This window comes from Picosynechococcus sp. PCC 7117 (genome assembly GCF_001693275.1).
Taxonomy (GTDB): domain Bacteria; phylum Cyanobacteriota; class Cyanobacteriia; order Cyanobacteriales; family MRBY01; genus MRBY01.
Genome location: NZ_CP016477.1, coordinates 2,238,020 through 2,250,937 on the forward strand (window position 1 = coordinate 2,238,020; position 12,918 = coordinate 2,250,937).

Genomic DNA, 12,918 nt, shown 5'->3' on the forward strand with positions numbered 1-12,918 from the left:
TGTCATAACGTTAATTCCCCTCACTAGCCCAGAATAATTTTTCTGGGGAACGACCGCAGTTTCCTATAATTTTTCCAGTTCTATCTCTCCCCACCCATTGCCCATGGCTTCCCGTAGTAAAGCTCTCCAGTACTACATCTTGGTGCGTTTGCTCCTGGCTCCCTTGATGTTGTTAACCATTATCACCGTCGTTTTTCTGCTGCTCCGGGCCACCCCAGGCGATCCCGCTGATGCAATCCTCGGCAACCGTGCCCCTGAAGCGACCAAAGTCCTACTCCGGGAACAACTAGGCTTAGATCTGCCCCTCTGGCTACAGTATGTCCGTTACCTCGGCAGCCTATTGCAATTTGACTTGGGGACATCCCTCACCAGTCGCGGCTTACCGGTGTGGGAGGTGATTCAGCAGCATTTTCCCGCAACCGTAGAATTAACCTTGTTTGGCATGATTGTTGCGGTGGTGGTGGGGGCTGGCGTGGGGATGATTGCGGCCTCCCGCCAAGGCACTTGGTTTGATGTGGGCGGGCGATTATTCGGGATTGTCACCTACGCACTGCCTTTGTTCTGGATGGGAATGGTGGTGCAACTCATTTTTTCGGTGCAGTTGGGGTGGTTTCCCCTGGGGACACGCTTTCCGTTGGATGTGCCCCCCCCGCCCACCTTGTCGGGCCTCTATACCCTCGATAGTCTGCTCACGGGAAGTTTTTTGCAACTCAGAACAGCTTTGTACTATTTGGTGTTGCCCTGCTGTACGTTGGGAATCCTCTTGAGTGGTATTTTTGAGCGCATTGTGCGGGTTAATCTGCGCCAAACGTTGCAATCGGACTATGTCGAAGCGGCGCGGGCCAGGGGTATTCCTGAACGAAAAATTCTCTGGAACCATGCCCTGAAAAATGCTCTGATTCCAGTGATCACGGTCTTGGGTTTAACCTTCGCGGCTTTGTTGGGAGGAGCGGTTTTAACGGAAGTGACATTTTCCTGGCCAGGTTTGGGGAATCGTCTTTATGAGGCAATTTCCCTGCGGGATTATCCAACGGTCCAGGGGATTATGGTGTTTTTCGGGGCGATTGTGGTGGTAGTCAGTCTGGTGATTGATATTGTGAATGCATTGATCGACCCACGGATTCGTTACTAACTAGCCCCAGAGGAAGCGCAATGACCAAAAGGGCAGCAGCAACACAAGGATCAGCCAATCCCAATGGTGGAAGCGCAGTTGATGCCAACGGACAAGGTGCTGGTTTGGACTGGTGAAGCCCCGGATATCCATTGCCGTTGCCATTTGTTCGGCCCGCATTAGGAGATTTTCGAGGAGTTTTTCGGAGACCATCAGCCACAGTTGGGCACTCTGTTTGAACCCTAGGGTCTTCCAGGCGATCGCCCTTGTGCGGACTGAACGCGTTAAATTCTGAATTTCCTCCAACACGAGGGGAATAAACCGGAGCGAGAGGGTCAGGGTGAGCAAAATTTCTGTCACCGGAACCTTGAGTCGGCGCAGCGGCCCCAGGAGAAACTCTAAACCCGTGGTAATTTCTTCCGCTGCCGTGGTCAACAGATAGAGATTGGTGCTGTAGAGCAACGTGAAAATTTGTGTACTGAGCTTAATGCCCAGATCGAGTTTGAGGCGCGTGACGGAGATAAATTTAAACTGCCACACCACATATTCATAGTTTTGCTGAATATCTAGATCCTCTGCCGGTAAACGGGGCTGATGATCAAGCACCAAGCCATCGGGGGTGATTAATGTAACCCCAAACAACACCAAACAAAAAATTAACAGCAACCCCATCTGCTGTTTCCAGACCCGCAGGGGAATTAATGCCGTTAGGGTGATCGCGATTAATAACCCCACCAAACCCAAGCGCCACAGGTTGTTCGCCAAAATCGGCCCAATCAAAAAACTCATCAACCAAGCGAGTTTCACCCGGGGGTCTAGTCGGTGAAGCCAGGTTTGGGGCTGCTCCAGATATAACCCAATGGGCAGCGATCGCATCAAATCCATCGTGGTGAAAATTCCGTAAAAAAATCAACTTCCATTATGTAATAAGCCTTAAAATTTCCCGCCCTCAGAAGGGAGTATGCTGGATCCTAGGGATAAAAGCCCATTTGAAAAACCCCGTTAACAGTCGTCCCATGATTAGAAAAATTCTCTTCGCTGATTCTGGCACTGGGCAAGTCCAGGATATGTTGAAAAACTTGCTCAAGCTCCCTGCCTTCAAAGACACTAGCATTAATATTCTCCATGTTGTGAAGGAAGAGCTGACTCCCGACATCGAACAAAAAGGCTACGAAACCGGTGGTAAGCTCCTCGCCCAAGCGATCCAAGACCTCAAGCTCGATCCTGGCAACGTCAACACCATCCTGCGCCAAGGGGATCCTAAAGACGTGGTCTGCAAAGTCGCCGATGAGATTGATGCCGACCTAATTTTGATGGGCTCCCGGGGACTCAAACGGCTACAGTCGATCCTCGCTAATTCTGTGAGTCAATACGTCTTCCAGCTCACCAACCGGCCGATGCTCCTGGTTAAGGATGACATCTATGTGCGCACGGTCAAAAAAGTTATGGTCGCCATCGATAAGTCCGATGCGGCGATGTATGGTTTGGATCTAGCCCTGCAAATGCTGCGGGACTATAGTGGCTGCGAACTGCTACTCCTGCGGGTTAACCCTGATTTACCAGGGAATCTTTCCCTTTCCCAAGCAGAAATGGACGCGAATCCGGCCCTCGCCCCAGCGATTCAACGGGCTAAACAAATGGGCATTGCGTACAAAACGTTAGTCGTTGGGGGTCGTCCTGGGGCCACGATCTGTAATGTCGCCAAAGACCAAAACATTGACTTGTTAATCCTCGGTTCCCCAGACCGCCGTCCTTCCATTGCTAAGAGTATGCCTGACCTGGATCGCTTGCTGGGCACGTCTCTATCGGACTATGTGCGGGTCAATGCGCCTTGTCCTGTGCTCTTAGCTCGGACTGATGCCAGCTAAAAAGAAACCCGATTCACAGCCATAAAAAAGGGGGCGATCGCCAAGGATCTGTCCCCCATTGTTTTTTATCGTGTTTTTTTAAAATGGTTTTTCTTAGGAAGCCGTTTTGTTGGTCTGGATATAAAGGATCAACAAAAAAACGGTGGGTACGAGTACAAAAAGAATCGTTGCAATGAAACCGAGATCGTTAACTTGCATTGAATAATCGCCTCTTCATCGAGCTAGATCACAATGATATCAAGAATATCACCTCTAGCTCCTTACCAGGGGCGATCGCCACGGGGATTCCCAAAGAATATCTTCCTAAACAAAAAACCAAAGAGGCTGCCCTTAGGGTTTGGTTTTTACAACAACATCCCCATGGGCCAAGGTTTGGCAAGCAAGGCGATAGCTGGGGGACTTACGCTTGAGACGCCGCTTCTCAAAATCAGTCTTGGGCGACAGGTTTTCCATCCCCTCCAGAATCTCGACAATGCAGGTTCCGCATTGGCCAACACCACCGCAATTCATCAATTTTCCGCCGAAAGTGTACAAATCCACGCCATTTTGCAGGGCTTTTTCCCGTAAATTTGCACCATCTGCCGCAATCACGTCCTTATTTGCCGGAACGTAGGTGATATTAGCCATGAACCCTCCTGTGTTGAATAAATGATCAATTCTATTTTAACAAGGTTAAGTTTTTATAAGAAAAATTACGAACCCAACGCTGTTTTCTCGATCCTAAGGCCTCTCCCTTGGGCAAATCAAAGCGGGTATGATAATCCAGAGCGACATCACCCCTCACCCATCTGTAATTTCCATGGAAGAACTGCTTTATCTCGAAGTCCCTACCCCCGACACTGACAAAGTTTGCCATTGGCTACAGACCAGTTGGCAACCCCGACACGGAGAGAAGCAGCAGACCCCCACAGGCATTCGCCTAGTCGCCAATGGGGCCGAACTCTCGATTTTCACCTGGAATGTGCAGCGTACCACCTACTTAAAAGTATTTGCCTGGGCGTCAGGATTTCCCCAGCCCCAGAGTCTTTGTCGCCAACTCAAATCAGATTTAGAACAGGCTTTCCCCAATCAGTACCCAGCCCCCCCTGAAATTCAGCCAGGCCAATCCATTTTTGACGCTTTGGCCGCAGATTATCCGAAAACAGTCGAATATTTCCAGAAATTTCCCCAGGGAGAGTTTGACTTGCAGCGGGCCTATTGGTGGGAAAAACGCTGGCGGGAAACGGTGAAAAATCCCCAAGCGCCCCAATCCGTTATTTTTGAAAAAAATCAGCCCGCCGATCCCCAGTTCGCCCAATATGATTTGGTTTACATTGGTGGCGCTTTAGGGGTGATCCATGCTGCCGTTATGGCACGACTGGGTTACAAGGTGTTGCTAATTGAGCGGTTGCCCTTTGGGCGGATGAACCGAGAGTGGAATATTTCTCGCAGTGAACTCCAAAGCCTGATTAATCTGGGCTTGTTTGATGAAACAGAAATTGAAACCTTAGTTGCCCGTGAATATAAAAACGGATTTAACAAGTTTTTTGATGGGAATAATCCGCCCCACCTCAAGGCGAATATTCTCTACACGCCGACGGTGCTGAATATTGCCGTAGCTTCGGAACTGTTGCTCGAAAAATGTGGTGAAAAACTACGGGCTGCTGGGGGCGAAATTTGGGATCAGACGGAATTTGTGCGGGCAGATATTGGCCGAGAACGGGCGCAGATTTTCACGAAATCATTGGCGACCGGGGAAGAAAAAATTGTTCAGGCGCGGCTGCTGATGGATGCGATGGGGACGGCTTCTCCCATTGCGGCGCAGTTGAACCAGGGACGTCCTTTTGATAGCGTTTGTCCGACAGTAGGGGCCGTGGTAAAGGGGTTTGATCCGGCGGTGTGGGATAGCGAATATGGGGATGTTTTAAATTCCCATGGGGATATTTCCCGGGGCAGACAGTTAATTTGGGAATTGTTTCCGGGTCAGGGGGACGAGATGACCATTTATCTGTTCCATTACCACGAGGTAAACCCAGAGAATCCGGGGTCTTTGTTGGAAATGTACGAAGACTTTTTCAGCATTTTGCCGGAGTATCGCCGCTGTGACATGGCACAACTCACCTTTGAGAAGGCGACGTTTGGTTATATTCCGGGTTATTTCAATGTGGGCGCAGGCGATCGCCAAGTGGCCTTTGATCGACTCCTCGCCATTGGGGATGCGGCTTCCCTCCAGTCTCCGCTGGTCTTTACGGGGTTTGGTTCCCTGGTACGCAATTTAGACCGTCTGACAAAACTGCTGGATATTGCTCTCCAAAAAGATCTCCTCGACCAGCAGAATTTGAGCAAGATCCGCGCCTACCAAAGTAATATTGCGGTGACTTGGCTCTTTTCTAAGGGGATGATGGTGCCGACGGGGATGAAGTTACCGCCCCAACGGATCAATGCCATGTTGAATACCTTCTTTGGGCTTTTAGCGGATTCCCCCCCAGAGGTGGCCGAGACCTTTATTAAAGACCGCACCAGTTGGCTGATGTTCAATAAGCTGGCCCTGGTTGCCGCCCGCCAAAATCCGGCATTGCTGGTGTGGATTTGGCAAATGGCTGGGGCGAAGGACTTTATCCGCTGGGTCGGTGCTTATTTTGCCTTTAGTTTTGATGCGGTGTTGAGTCTGCTGTTGATGGGTTGGTTACCCCAGTGGCTCGAAAACTCGGAAGCTTGGCTATCGGAAAAATACCCTTCCCTCTGGCTGAGTCTGCTCAGTTTGAAATATCGGCTCACCGTCGGCACCTAAAATGTTATTGACCTTGGCAACGGATTAGCGGCATTTACGATGATTACAGTGCAAGTGGGCGATCGCCTTTTTGAAAATATTACGGGGATCATTTTTGATAAAGATGGCACCCTCGCCGACTCCCAAAACTACCTGCGGGAACTGGCCCAAAAACGCGCCCGGTTGATCGATGCCCAAATTCCTGGGGTGGGAGAACCGCTCCTGATGGCCTTTGGGATGGTGGATGGAGTGCTGGACCCGACGGGCTTAATGGCGGTGGGCAGTCACCCAGAAAATGCGATCGCCGCCGCTGCCTACATTGCCGAAACGGGGCGCAGTTGGTTTGAGGCCCTTGACATTGCCAAAAAAGCCTTTGCCGAAGCAGAAGAAATCCTTGGCGATCGCAGCGACACCTCACCGCTGTTTACCGGCAGCCTAGAGGTGCTGAAATTTTGCCACGATGCCGGGTTGAGGCTGGGCATTCTCTCCATGGACAGCACCGCCAATGTGGAAATTTTTGTGGAAACCTACCAGTTGCAAGACTATATTCAGTTAAAAATGGGCGCAGAATTTGGCCTCAAACCCGATCCAGCCTTATTTTTGCAAGCCTGTGCAACCTTAGGCACTGAGCCACGTCAAACCCTAATGATTGGCGATGCCCCAGGGGATATTCAAATGGCCAAGGCGGCAGGGGCCGCGGGCACCGTGGGAATTTGTTGGGGAGATGCTACCCAAGCGCACCTAGAAACAGCGGATGTGGCGATCGCCAACCTCGATGAAGTGAAAATTTTGCGGGGCTAAAACCAATGCACGGGAATCGACGACAGTTTTTAACCTATGGGGGCTTGGCCCTAGGGAGTTTACTTATTTCGCGTGGGATTATTGCAAAATCTCAGGCGATCGCTAATCCTGCACCGACTGCACTTAATGCCCCAGCCCCAGGGGAGACGCGCCTGGTGGTGATTAGCGACCTGAACAGCGCCTATGGTTCCACGGATTATCTGTCCCAAGTGAAACGGGCGATCGCCTTGATTCCCGATTGGCAACCGGATCTAGTGCTCTGTGCAGGCGATATGGTCGCAGGCCAAAAAAGCAGCCTCACCCCAGCCCAGCTCGCCGCCATGTGGCAAGCCTTTGAACGATACATTGCCCAACCCCTGCGCCAAGCAAACATTCCCTTCGCCTTCACCCTAGGAAACCACGATGCTTCCGGCTCCCTGCGCAATGGGCAATACGCCTTTGCCGCAGATCGTCAGGCGGCCAGTCAATATTGGCGCAACCCTGCCCATACTCCGACCCTAGACTTTGTTGACCGTCGTCATTTCCCTTTCTATTACAGCTTTACCCAAAACAATATTTTTTATTCTGTGTGGGATGCTTCCACCGCCCGCATTAGTCCAGCACAGTTGGCTTGGATCGAAGCCAGTCTTGCCAGTGACCAAGCCCAACGGAGTCGTTTACGGTTCGCTCTAGGCCATTTATCCCTTTATCCTGTCGCTTCGGGCAGCCGCTCAGAACCAGGAAATTATCTCCATGATGGCGATCGCCTCCAGGCTCTGCTCGAAAAATACAACGTCCACACCTACATCAGCGGTCACCAACACGCTTACTATCCCGCTCACCGGGGGCAATTGGAACTGCTCCATACAGGTGCTTTAGGAGATGGGCCGCGTTCTCTAGTTCAAGGCAATCTTTCCCCCTACCGGAGCCTCACGATGATTGATATTCCCAGGGGCGGCACAAACTTGCGCTACACCACCTACAACATGGATCGCCTGACTGTGGTTGATCACGGCACTTTACCTGGCAGTTTGAATACTCCGAGGGGACATTTGCAACGCCGCGATTTACGGGCCACTTGAGCAAGATGTCTGGCGATCGCCAACCTGGATGCGCTAAAAATTACCTAGATTGTTGGGATTTGAGGAGAAAAACAAATGCAAGTTTGGTTAACGAGTGTTGTCGTCCTGTTTATCGCAGTGCAAATTTTTCAGCTAATCAAAGGATTTTTTGTGCCCTTGCCTTTCTACATTTTGGGGGGCGCTTTTTTGGCGATCGCCTCCAACTATGACAAAGGCATCATGACCGTCTTCAAATCAAAGGAATCACCCGACGACCAAAGCAACACCAAATCCTAATCGCTAAGGCAATCTGCGCGAAAAACTTATGTTAGCTTGAAGGCAAGGCAAGCGGTAAAGCCCCAGGTGAGAAAAAACCATGACCCCACAAACATTGGCAAAACCCATTTCCCCCGAAGCCTATTTAGCCCAAGAGGAACAGGCAAGCGATCGCCACGAATATATCCAAGGAGTGATTAAACCCATGGCTGGTGGGACACCAACACACCATAAACTCGCGTTCAATACGGCGATTACTTTAAAAATTGCCCTCAAAAAACAAGCCTATGAAATCTTCCATGCAGATCAGCGACTCTGGATTCCTTCCCAGCAAATTTATACCTATCCCGATGTGATGGTCACTGGCAAGCCCTTGGTATTGCAAGAGGGGCGAAAAGATACCGTTTTAAATGCCTGCCTCATTGCAGAAGTGCTTTCCCCTGCGACAAAAAACTATGACCGCAGCGAAAAGTTCCATTACTATCGCTCTATCCCAGAGTTTCAAGACTATCTGCTCATCGAACCGGAGCAGTTATTTGTGGAGCATTACCATCGCCAAGGCCCGAAACAATGGAGCCTCACGGAATATACGGCCATTGATGAAGTGATTCACCTTGTTTCTATCGACTGCGATCTGGCCCTAGCCGACATTTACGAAGACATCGAATTGTAATTTTGCTTATTCGCCATGGCAAATGTGTGGGAATGCGGTAAGTTAGGCGATCGCCACCAATCATCAAACTAATGCAAAGTCTTAAGGACGGGAACTTAACGCTGTCATAGCCCTCTAAGATGGAACTAGGTAACTATGCGCAGCCCCGAACGAAAATTCCCATGAACAGCAGCACCCCTTGGATCCTTTTGGGAACAGTCCTCCTCCTCGGCTCCGGCACCCCCGGACTGTCCCAGACCGCCCCTGAAACAAGCAATAACGCCGCCAACGCGATCCAACGGTATAACGCAGGGGTTGATGCCCTCACCCAAGGGAATTTTGAAGGGGCGATCGCCGAATTTTCATCGGCCATTAACCTCGACGAATCTGACCCCGACGCCTACTACAATCGCGGCTATAGCTACCATGTCCTCGGAAACTATCAGGCCGCCTACGATGACTACAGCCAGGCGATCCAGCTCAAACCCGAATTTGCCGACGCCTACGGGAACCGCTGTTACGCTGCCTATTTGCTCGACAACTATGAACAGGCGATCGCCGATTGTGACCAAGCGATTATCCTCAAAAATAACAATCCAGATTTTTTCATTAACCGGGGCAACGCCTACGACGATCTCGCGCTCCAGGCCCGCAACGCCAACCAAACCGAACTCGCCAACGGTTACCATGCCAAGGCGATCGCCGACTACAATGCAGCTCTGACCCTCCGACCCAACTATTTCAAGGCCTACTACAATCGCGCCCTGGCCCACAACCGTTTTGAAAATCACACCGCCGCCCTCCAGGACTACACCGCTAGCATTACTGGCAATCCTGAATTCGCCGAAGCCTACTACAACCGCGCCATTACCCACTACAAACTCGATAATCTCGAACAGGCGATCGCCGATATGACCCAAGCCGTCTCCCTTTTCGAGCAGCAAAACCAAGCCACAAACCAAACCCAAGCCCTCAAAATTCTCGAAAGCCTCCAAGGTCAGCTCTGAAATTCCCCAATCGCTCCGATAAAATAAAGGGCAAATATTGTTAACAATCGTGGCGCAACCTAATATATATAGATTGTCGGGCCACACCAAGGAGAATCAAAAAACGCATGGGTAGAGTAGTCGGCATCGATCTAGGAACCACAAATTCCGTCGTTGCAGTGATGGAAGGCGGCAAACCCCTTGTCATTGCAAATTCCGAAGGAGCCAGAACCACCCCCTCCGTCGTTGGCTTTAACAAGGATGGCGAACTCCTCGTCGGCCAAATGGCGCGCCGTCAAGCCGTACTCAACCCCCAAAACACCTACTACGGCGTCAAACGTTTCATGGGTCGCCGCTACAGCGAACTCACCCCCGAATCCAAACAAGTCCCCTATACCATTCGCCGCACCGAAACCGATACCGTCAAAATTCGTTGTCCCCGTCTCCGCCAAGAATTCGCCCCCGAAGAAATTTCTGCCAAAATTATTCGCCGCCTTGCCGACGAAGCCGAACGTTACCTCGGTGAACCCGTCACAGGCGCCGTGATCACCGTACCCGCCTACTTCAACGATGCCCAACGCCAGGCAACCCGTGATGCCGGACGTATTGCCGGTCTTGAAGTGCTGCGAATTATCAACGAACCCACCGCCGCCGCCCTTGCCTATGGCCTAGAACAACAAGGCAGTTCCTCCATCCTCGTCTTTGACCTGGGGGGCGGGACCTTTGATGTCTCCGTCCTAGAAGTGGGCGATGGTGTTTTTGAAGTGAAAGCCACCAGTGGCGATACCCAGCTTGGTGGGAATGATTTCGATAAAAAAATTGTTGATTGGCTCGCTGAAAAATTCCTCGAAGCGGAAAATATTGATCTCCGCAAAGACCGCCAATCCCTCCAACGACTCACGGAAGCTGCTGAGAAAGCCAAAATTGAACTGTCTGGGGTCACCGTCACTGAGATCAATCTTCCCTTTATTACCGCCACCGAGGAAGGCCCGAAGCACCTCGAAACCCAACTCGACCGTGCCACCTTTGAGGGCCTTTGTGGAGAATTGATCAGTCGTTTGCGTCGCCCCATTAAACGTGCCCTCCAGGATGCAGGCATTAGCCCTGTGCAAATTCGAGAAGTAGTTCTTGTGGGGGGTTCTACCCGTATTCCCCTCGTGCAGGGTCTCGTGCGGAGTTTCATTGACCGCGAACCCAATCAAAACGTCAACCCCGATGAAGTAGTGGCAGTGGGGGCAGCGATCCAAGCGGGGATCCTCGGTGGAGAAGTCAAAGACATTTTGCTGCTTGATGTAACGCCTCTGTCCTTAGGGCTAGAAACCATCGGTGGTGTGACGAAAAAGTTGATTCCCCGGAATACGACCATTCCGGTGCGGCGTTCAGATATTTTTTCGACGGGAGAAAATAACCAAACCGTTGTCGAGATTCATGTGGTTCAGGGGGAACGGGAAATGGCCCAGGGGAATAAATCCCTCGGTCGTTTTAAGTTAACGGGAATTCCGCCAGCGCCCCGTGGAATTCCCCAGGTGCAGGTGTCCTTTGATATTGATGCAAACGGTATTTTGCAGGTGTCGGCGCGGGATAAAACCACCGGACGGGAACAGAGTATTACGATCCAGGGTTCTTCGACGTTAACGGACAGTGAAGTGAACCGGATGATGCGGGATGCAGAGCAATTTGCCCAAGAGGATCGAGAGCGACGGGAGAAGGTTGAAAAACGCAACCGGGCCAAAGCTTTAACGGATCAAGCCCAACGCAGATTGAAGGAAGTCACCCTTGATTTTGGTAGCCAGTTTGCGAGTTATTATCGTCGCCGCATTGAGAGTTTGTCCCAGGAAATTTTAGAGAGCCTCAAACAAAATGACGATCGCCGTTTGGATCGCGCCCAGGCGGATTTACAGGATGCGTTGTATGAGCTTAACCGCGAGGTGCGTCTCCAGTATGACCAAGGGGAAGATGATTCTTTCTTTGACACGATTAAGAAAACCTTGATCGGTGACGATGAGGATGATCTGTACTATGATTCCCGTTCTAACTACCGACCAGGGGCTGGCTACCCACCCCAGCGGGGCTATGATGCGCCACCACCCCAACGCAACTATGACTATGCCCCCCGGCCACCCCAAAGACCGCAACCGACCCGCAATTATGACTATGGAGCTGCCCAACCGCGCCAAAATTATGGGGGCGATCGCCCACTAGATGACCGCTATGGGAATGGTACTGCCCCCCGTCGTCCCGTGGAACCACCCGCTTCTCGCCCACCCCGGCCTACCAGTCGCGATCCCTACGAACAACGGAACGTCTCCCGCAAGTATTACAGCCAAGGCCAAGGGCGCAATATCCCCTACGAAAATGATTGGGACGAGGACGATGAATGGTTCTAGACAGTTGTTTTACTTCGTAATTCCGGCATAATAAACATCACATCTGGGAACAGTGCGCCATTATCTAAGGAGAGAATTCCTCACTCTGTCGCCTAAATATGAACAATTTGCGTAACTATTATGAAATTTTAGGCGTTCCTCGTAATGCCTCTAGTGATGAGATTAAGCGCTCCTTTCGACGGTTAGCGCGGCGCTATCATCCGGATGTCAACCCAGGGGATAAGGTAGCAGAAGAAAAGTTTAAGGATCTCAACGAGGCCTACGAAGTGCTGTCCGATGATGGGCGGCGATCGCAGTATGACCAGTTCACCCGGGCCATGGGGGGAAAATACAGTCGCCCTGGTTTTAATCGCACCAATCGACCCCAGCGCAACGATTTTAGCCAGTTCGCCAATATTGGCAGTGTCAATCCCTTTGGGCCAAAAGACCGACAGCAGACCACCGCCCGGGTTCGGAGCAATAGCTACGAAGATTTTCGCCCCGGCACCACAAAAACAACTAAAGTGGCTACCCCAAAATCCCCTGCCAAACGGGATGTGGAAGCACGTCTCACCCTGCCCCTAGAGAAAGCCTATCGGGGGGGACGGGAACGGATTCGCCTCGAAGATGGGCGATCGCTCGAAGTTGATATGCCGCCCCACATGGTCGATGGCCAGCGCATTCGGTTGCGTAATCAGGGTATCAATGGCGGTAACTTATATCTCAAAATTACTGTGGCCCCCCATCCTTTCTTTGAAGTGCAAGGCGCTGATATTTACTGTCAAGTGCCCCTCAGCCCCAGCGAAGCTATTTTGGGTGGTTCCATCGAAATTCCGACCATTGACGGCTTAGTAAAAATGACTGTGCCCAAGGGGGTTAAACCGGGTCAGCGATTACGTTTGGCGAATAAAGGGTATCCCCGTAGCTCCGGCTCTCGTGGTGATCAACTAGTAGAAGTCCAGCTCGTTTTACCACCAGAAATTACCGAAGAAGAGCGGGCTTTGTACGAAAAACTACGGGAAGTCGAAAGTTTTAATCCCCGCAAAAATATTTATCAGTATTCGTAAAT

Annotated in this window: 13 protein-coding genes; 10 read left to right on the forward strand and 3 right to left on the reverse strand. The window is 51.2% G+C overall.

The window, feature by feature from the left end; translation table 11 throughout:
* Window positions 1–103: 103 nt before the first annotated feature.
* Complete coding sequence (locus AWQ22_RS10835) at window positions 104–1,132, forward strand: ABC transporter permease (protein ID WP_065711084.1); 1,029 nt, start codon at window positions 104–106, stop codon at window positions 1,130–1,132.
* On the opposite strand, the gene AWQ22_RS10840 is transcribed toward AWQ22_RS10835, so the two are convergent.
* Window positions 1,133–1,996 carry an energy-coupling factor transporter transmembrane protein EcfT gene (locus AWQ22_RS10840; RefSeq protein WP_065711085.1) on the reverse strand — a complete coding sequence of 288 codons (864 nt, stop codon included), beginning with the start codon at window positions 1,994–1,996 and terminating at the stop codon, window positions 1,133–1,135.
* Window positions 1,997–2,127: 131 nt separating this feature from the next.
* On the opposite strand from AWQ22_RS10840, the gene AWQ22_RS10845 reads away from it, so the two are divergent.
* A complete protein-coding gene (locus AWQ22_RS10845) occupies window positions 2,128–2,979 on the forward strand; it encodes a universal stress protein (protein ID WP_065711086.1) in 852 nt (283 codons plus the stop codon).
* Between the two features lie 93 nt (window positions 2,980–3,072).
* On the opposite strand, the gene psbM is transcribed toward AWQ22_RS10845, so the two are convergent.
* Together psbM and AWQ22_RS10855 are read right to left on the reverse strand one after the other, a co-directional pair.
* The gene (gene psbM / locus AWQ22_RS10850) at window positions 3,073–3,177 is read right to left on the reverse strand and encodes a photosystem II reaction center protein PsbM (protein WP_012307751.1); all 105 of its coding nucleotides are present in this window, start codon (window positions 3,175–3,177) and stop codon (window positions 3,073–3,075) included.
* 132 nt (window positions 3,178–3,309) lie between these two features.
* Window positions 3,310–3,606: a 2Fe-2S iron-sulfur cluster-binding protein gene (locus tag AWQ22_RS10855; RefSeq protein ID WP_065711087.1), complete on the reverse strand. Its 297-nt coding sequence runs from the start codon at window positions 3,604–3,606 to the stop codon at window positions 3,310–3,312.
* A 172-nt stretch (window positions 3,607–3,778) separates the two neighbouring features.
* On the opposite strand from AWQ22_RS10855, the gene AWQ22_RS10860 reads away from it, so the two are divergent.
* The 8 genes from AWQ22_RS10860 (at window position 3,779) to AWQ22_RS10895 (ending at window position 12,916) form a co-directional block, all read left to right on the forward strand.
* The gene (locus tag AWQ22_RS10860) at window positions 3,779–5,749 is read left to right on the forward strand and encodes a flavin-dependent dehydrogenase (RefSeq protein WP_065711088.1); all 1,971 of its coding nucleotides are present in this window, start codon (window positions 3,779–3,781) and stop codon (window positions 5,747–5,749) included.
* 39 nt (window positions 5,750–5,788) lie between these two features.
* Window positions 5,789–6,529: an HAD family hydrolase gene (locus tag AWQ22_RS10865; protein ID WP_065711089.1), complete on the forward strand. Its 741-nt coding sequence runs from the start codon at window positions 5,789–5,791 to the stop codon at window positions 6,527–6,529.
* Between the two features lie 5 nt (window positions 6,530–6,534).
* Window positions 6,535–7,590 (forward strand): metallophosphoesterase, encoded by a 1,056-nt coding sequence (locus tag AWQ22_RS10870; RefSeq protein ID WP_065711090.1) that lies wholly within the window; start codon window positions 6,535–6,537, stop codon window positions 7,588–7,590.
* A gap of 75 nt (window positions 7,591–7,665) precedes the next feature.
* Complete coding sequence (locus tag AWQ22_RS10875; RefSeq protein WP_012307757.1) at window positions 7,666–7,866, forward strand: hypothetical protein; 201 nt, start codon at window positions 7,666–7,668, stop codon at window positions 7,864–7,866.
* A gap of 79 nt (window positions 7,867–7,945) precedes the next feature.
* The gene (locus AWQ22_RS10880; protein WP_065711091.1) at window positions 7,946–8,518 is read left to right on the forward strand and encodes a Uma2 family endonuclease; all 573 of its coding nucleotides are present in this window, start codon (window positions 7,946–7,948) and stop codon (window positions 8,516–8,518) included.
* A 161-nt stretch (window positions 8,519–8,679) separates the two neighbouring features.
* A complete protein-coding gene (locus AWQ22_RS10885) occupies window positions 8,680–9,504 on the forward strand; it encodes a tetratricopeptide repeat protein (protein ID WP_065711707.1) in 825 nt (274 codons plus the stop codon).
* A gap of 107 nt (window positions 9,505–9,611) precedes the next feature.
* Window positions 9,612–11,870 carry a molecular chaperone DnaK gene (gene dnaK / locus AWQ22_RS10890; RefSeq protein ID WP_065711092.1) on the forward strand — a complete coding sequence of 753 codons (2,259 nt, stop codon included), beginning with the start codon at window positions 9,612–9,614 and terminating at the stop codon, window positions 11,868–11,870.
* A gap of 98 nt (window positions 11,871–11,968) precedes the next feature.
* Entirely contained in the window at window positions 11,969–12,916 is a 948-nt protein-coding gene (locus tag AWQ22_RS10895; RefSeq protein WP_030006610.1) for a DnaJ C-terminal domain-containing protein, read from the forward strand.
* Window positions 12,917–12,918 lie beyond the last annotated feature (2 nt).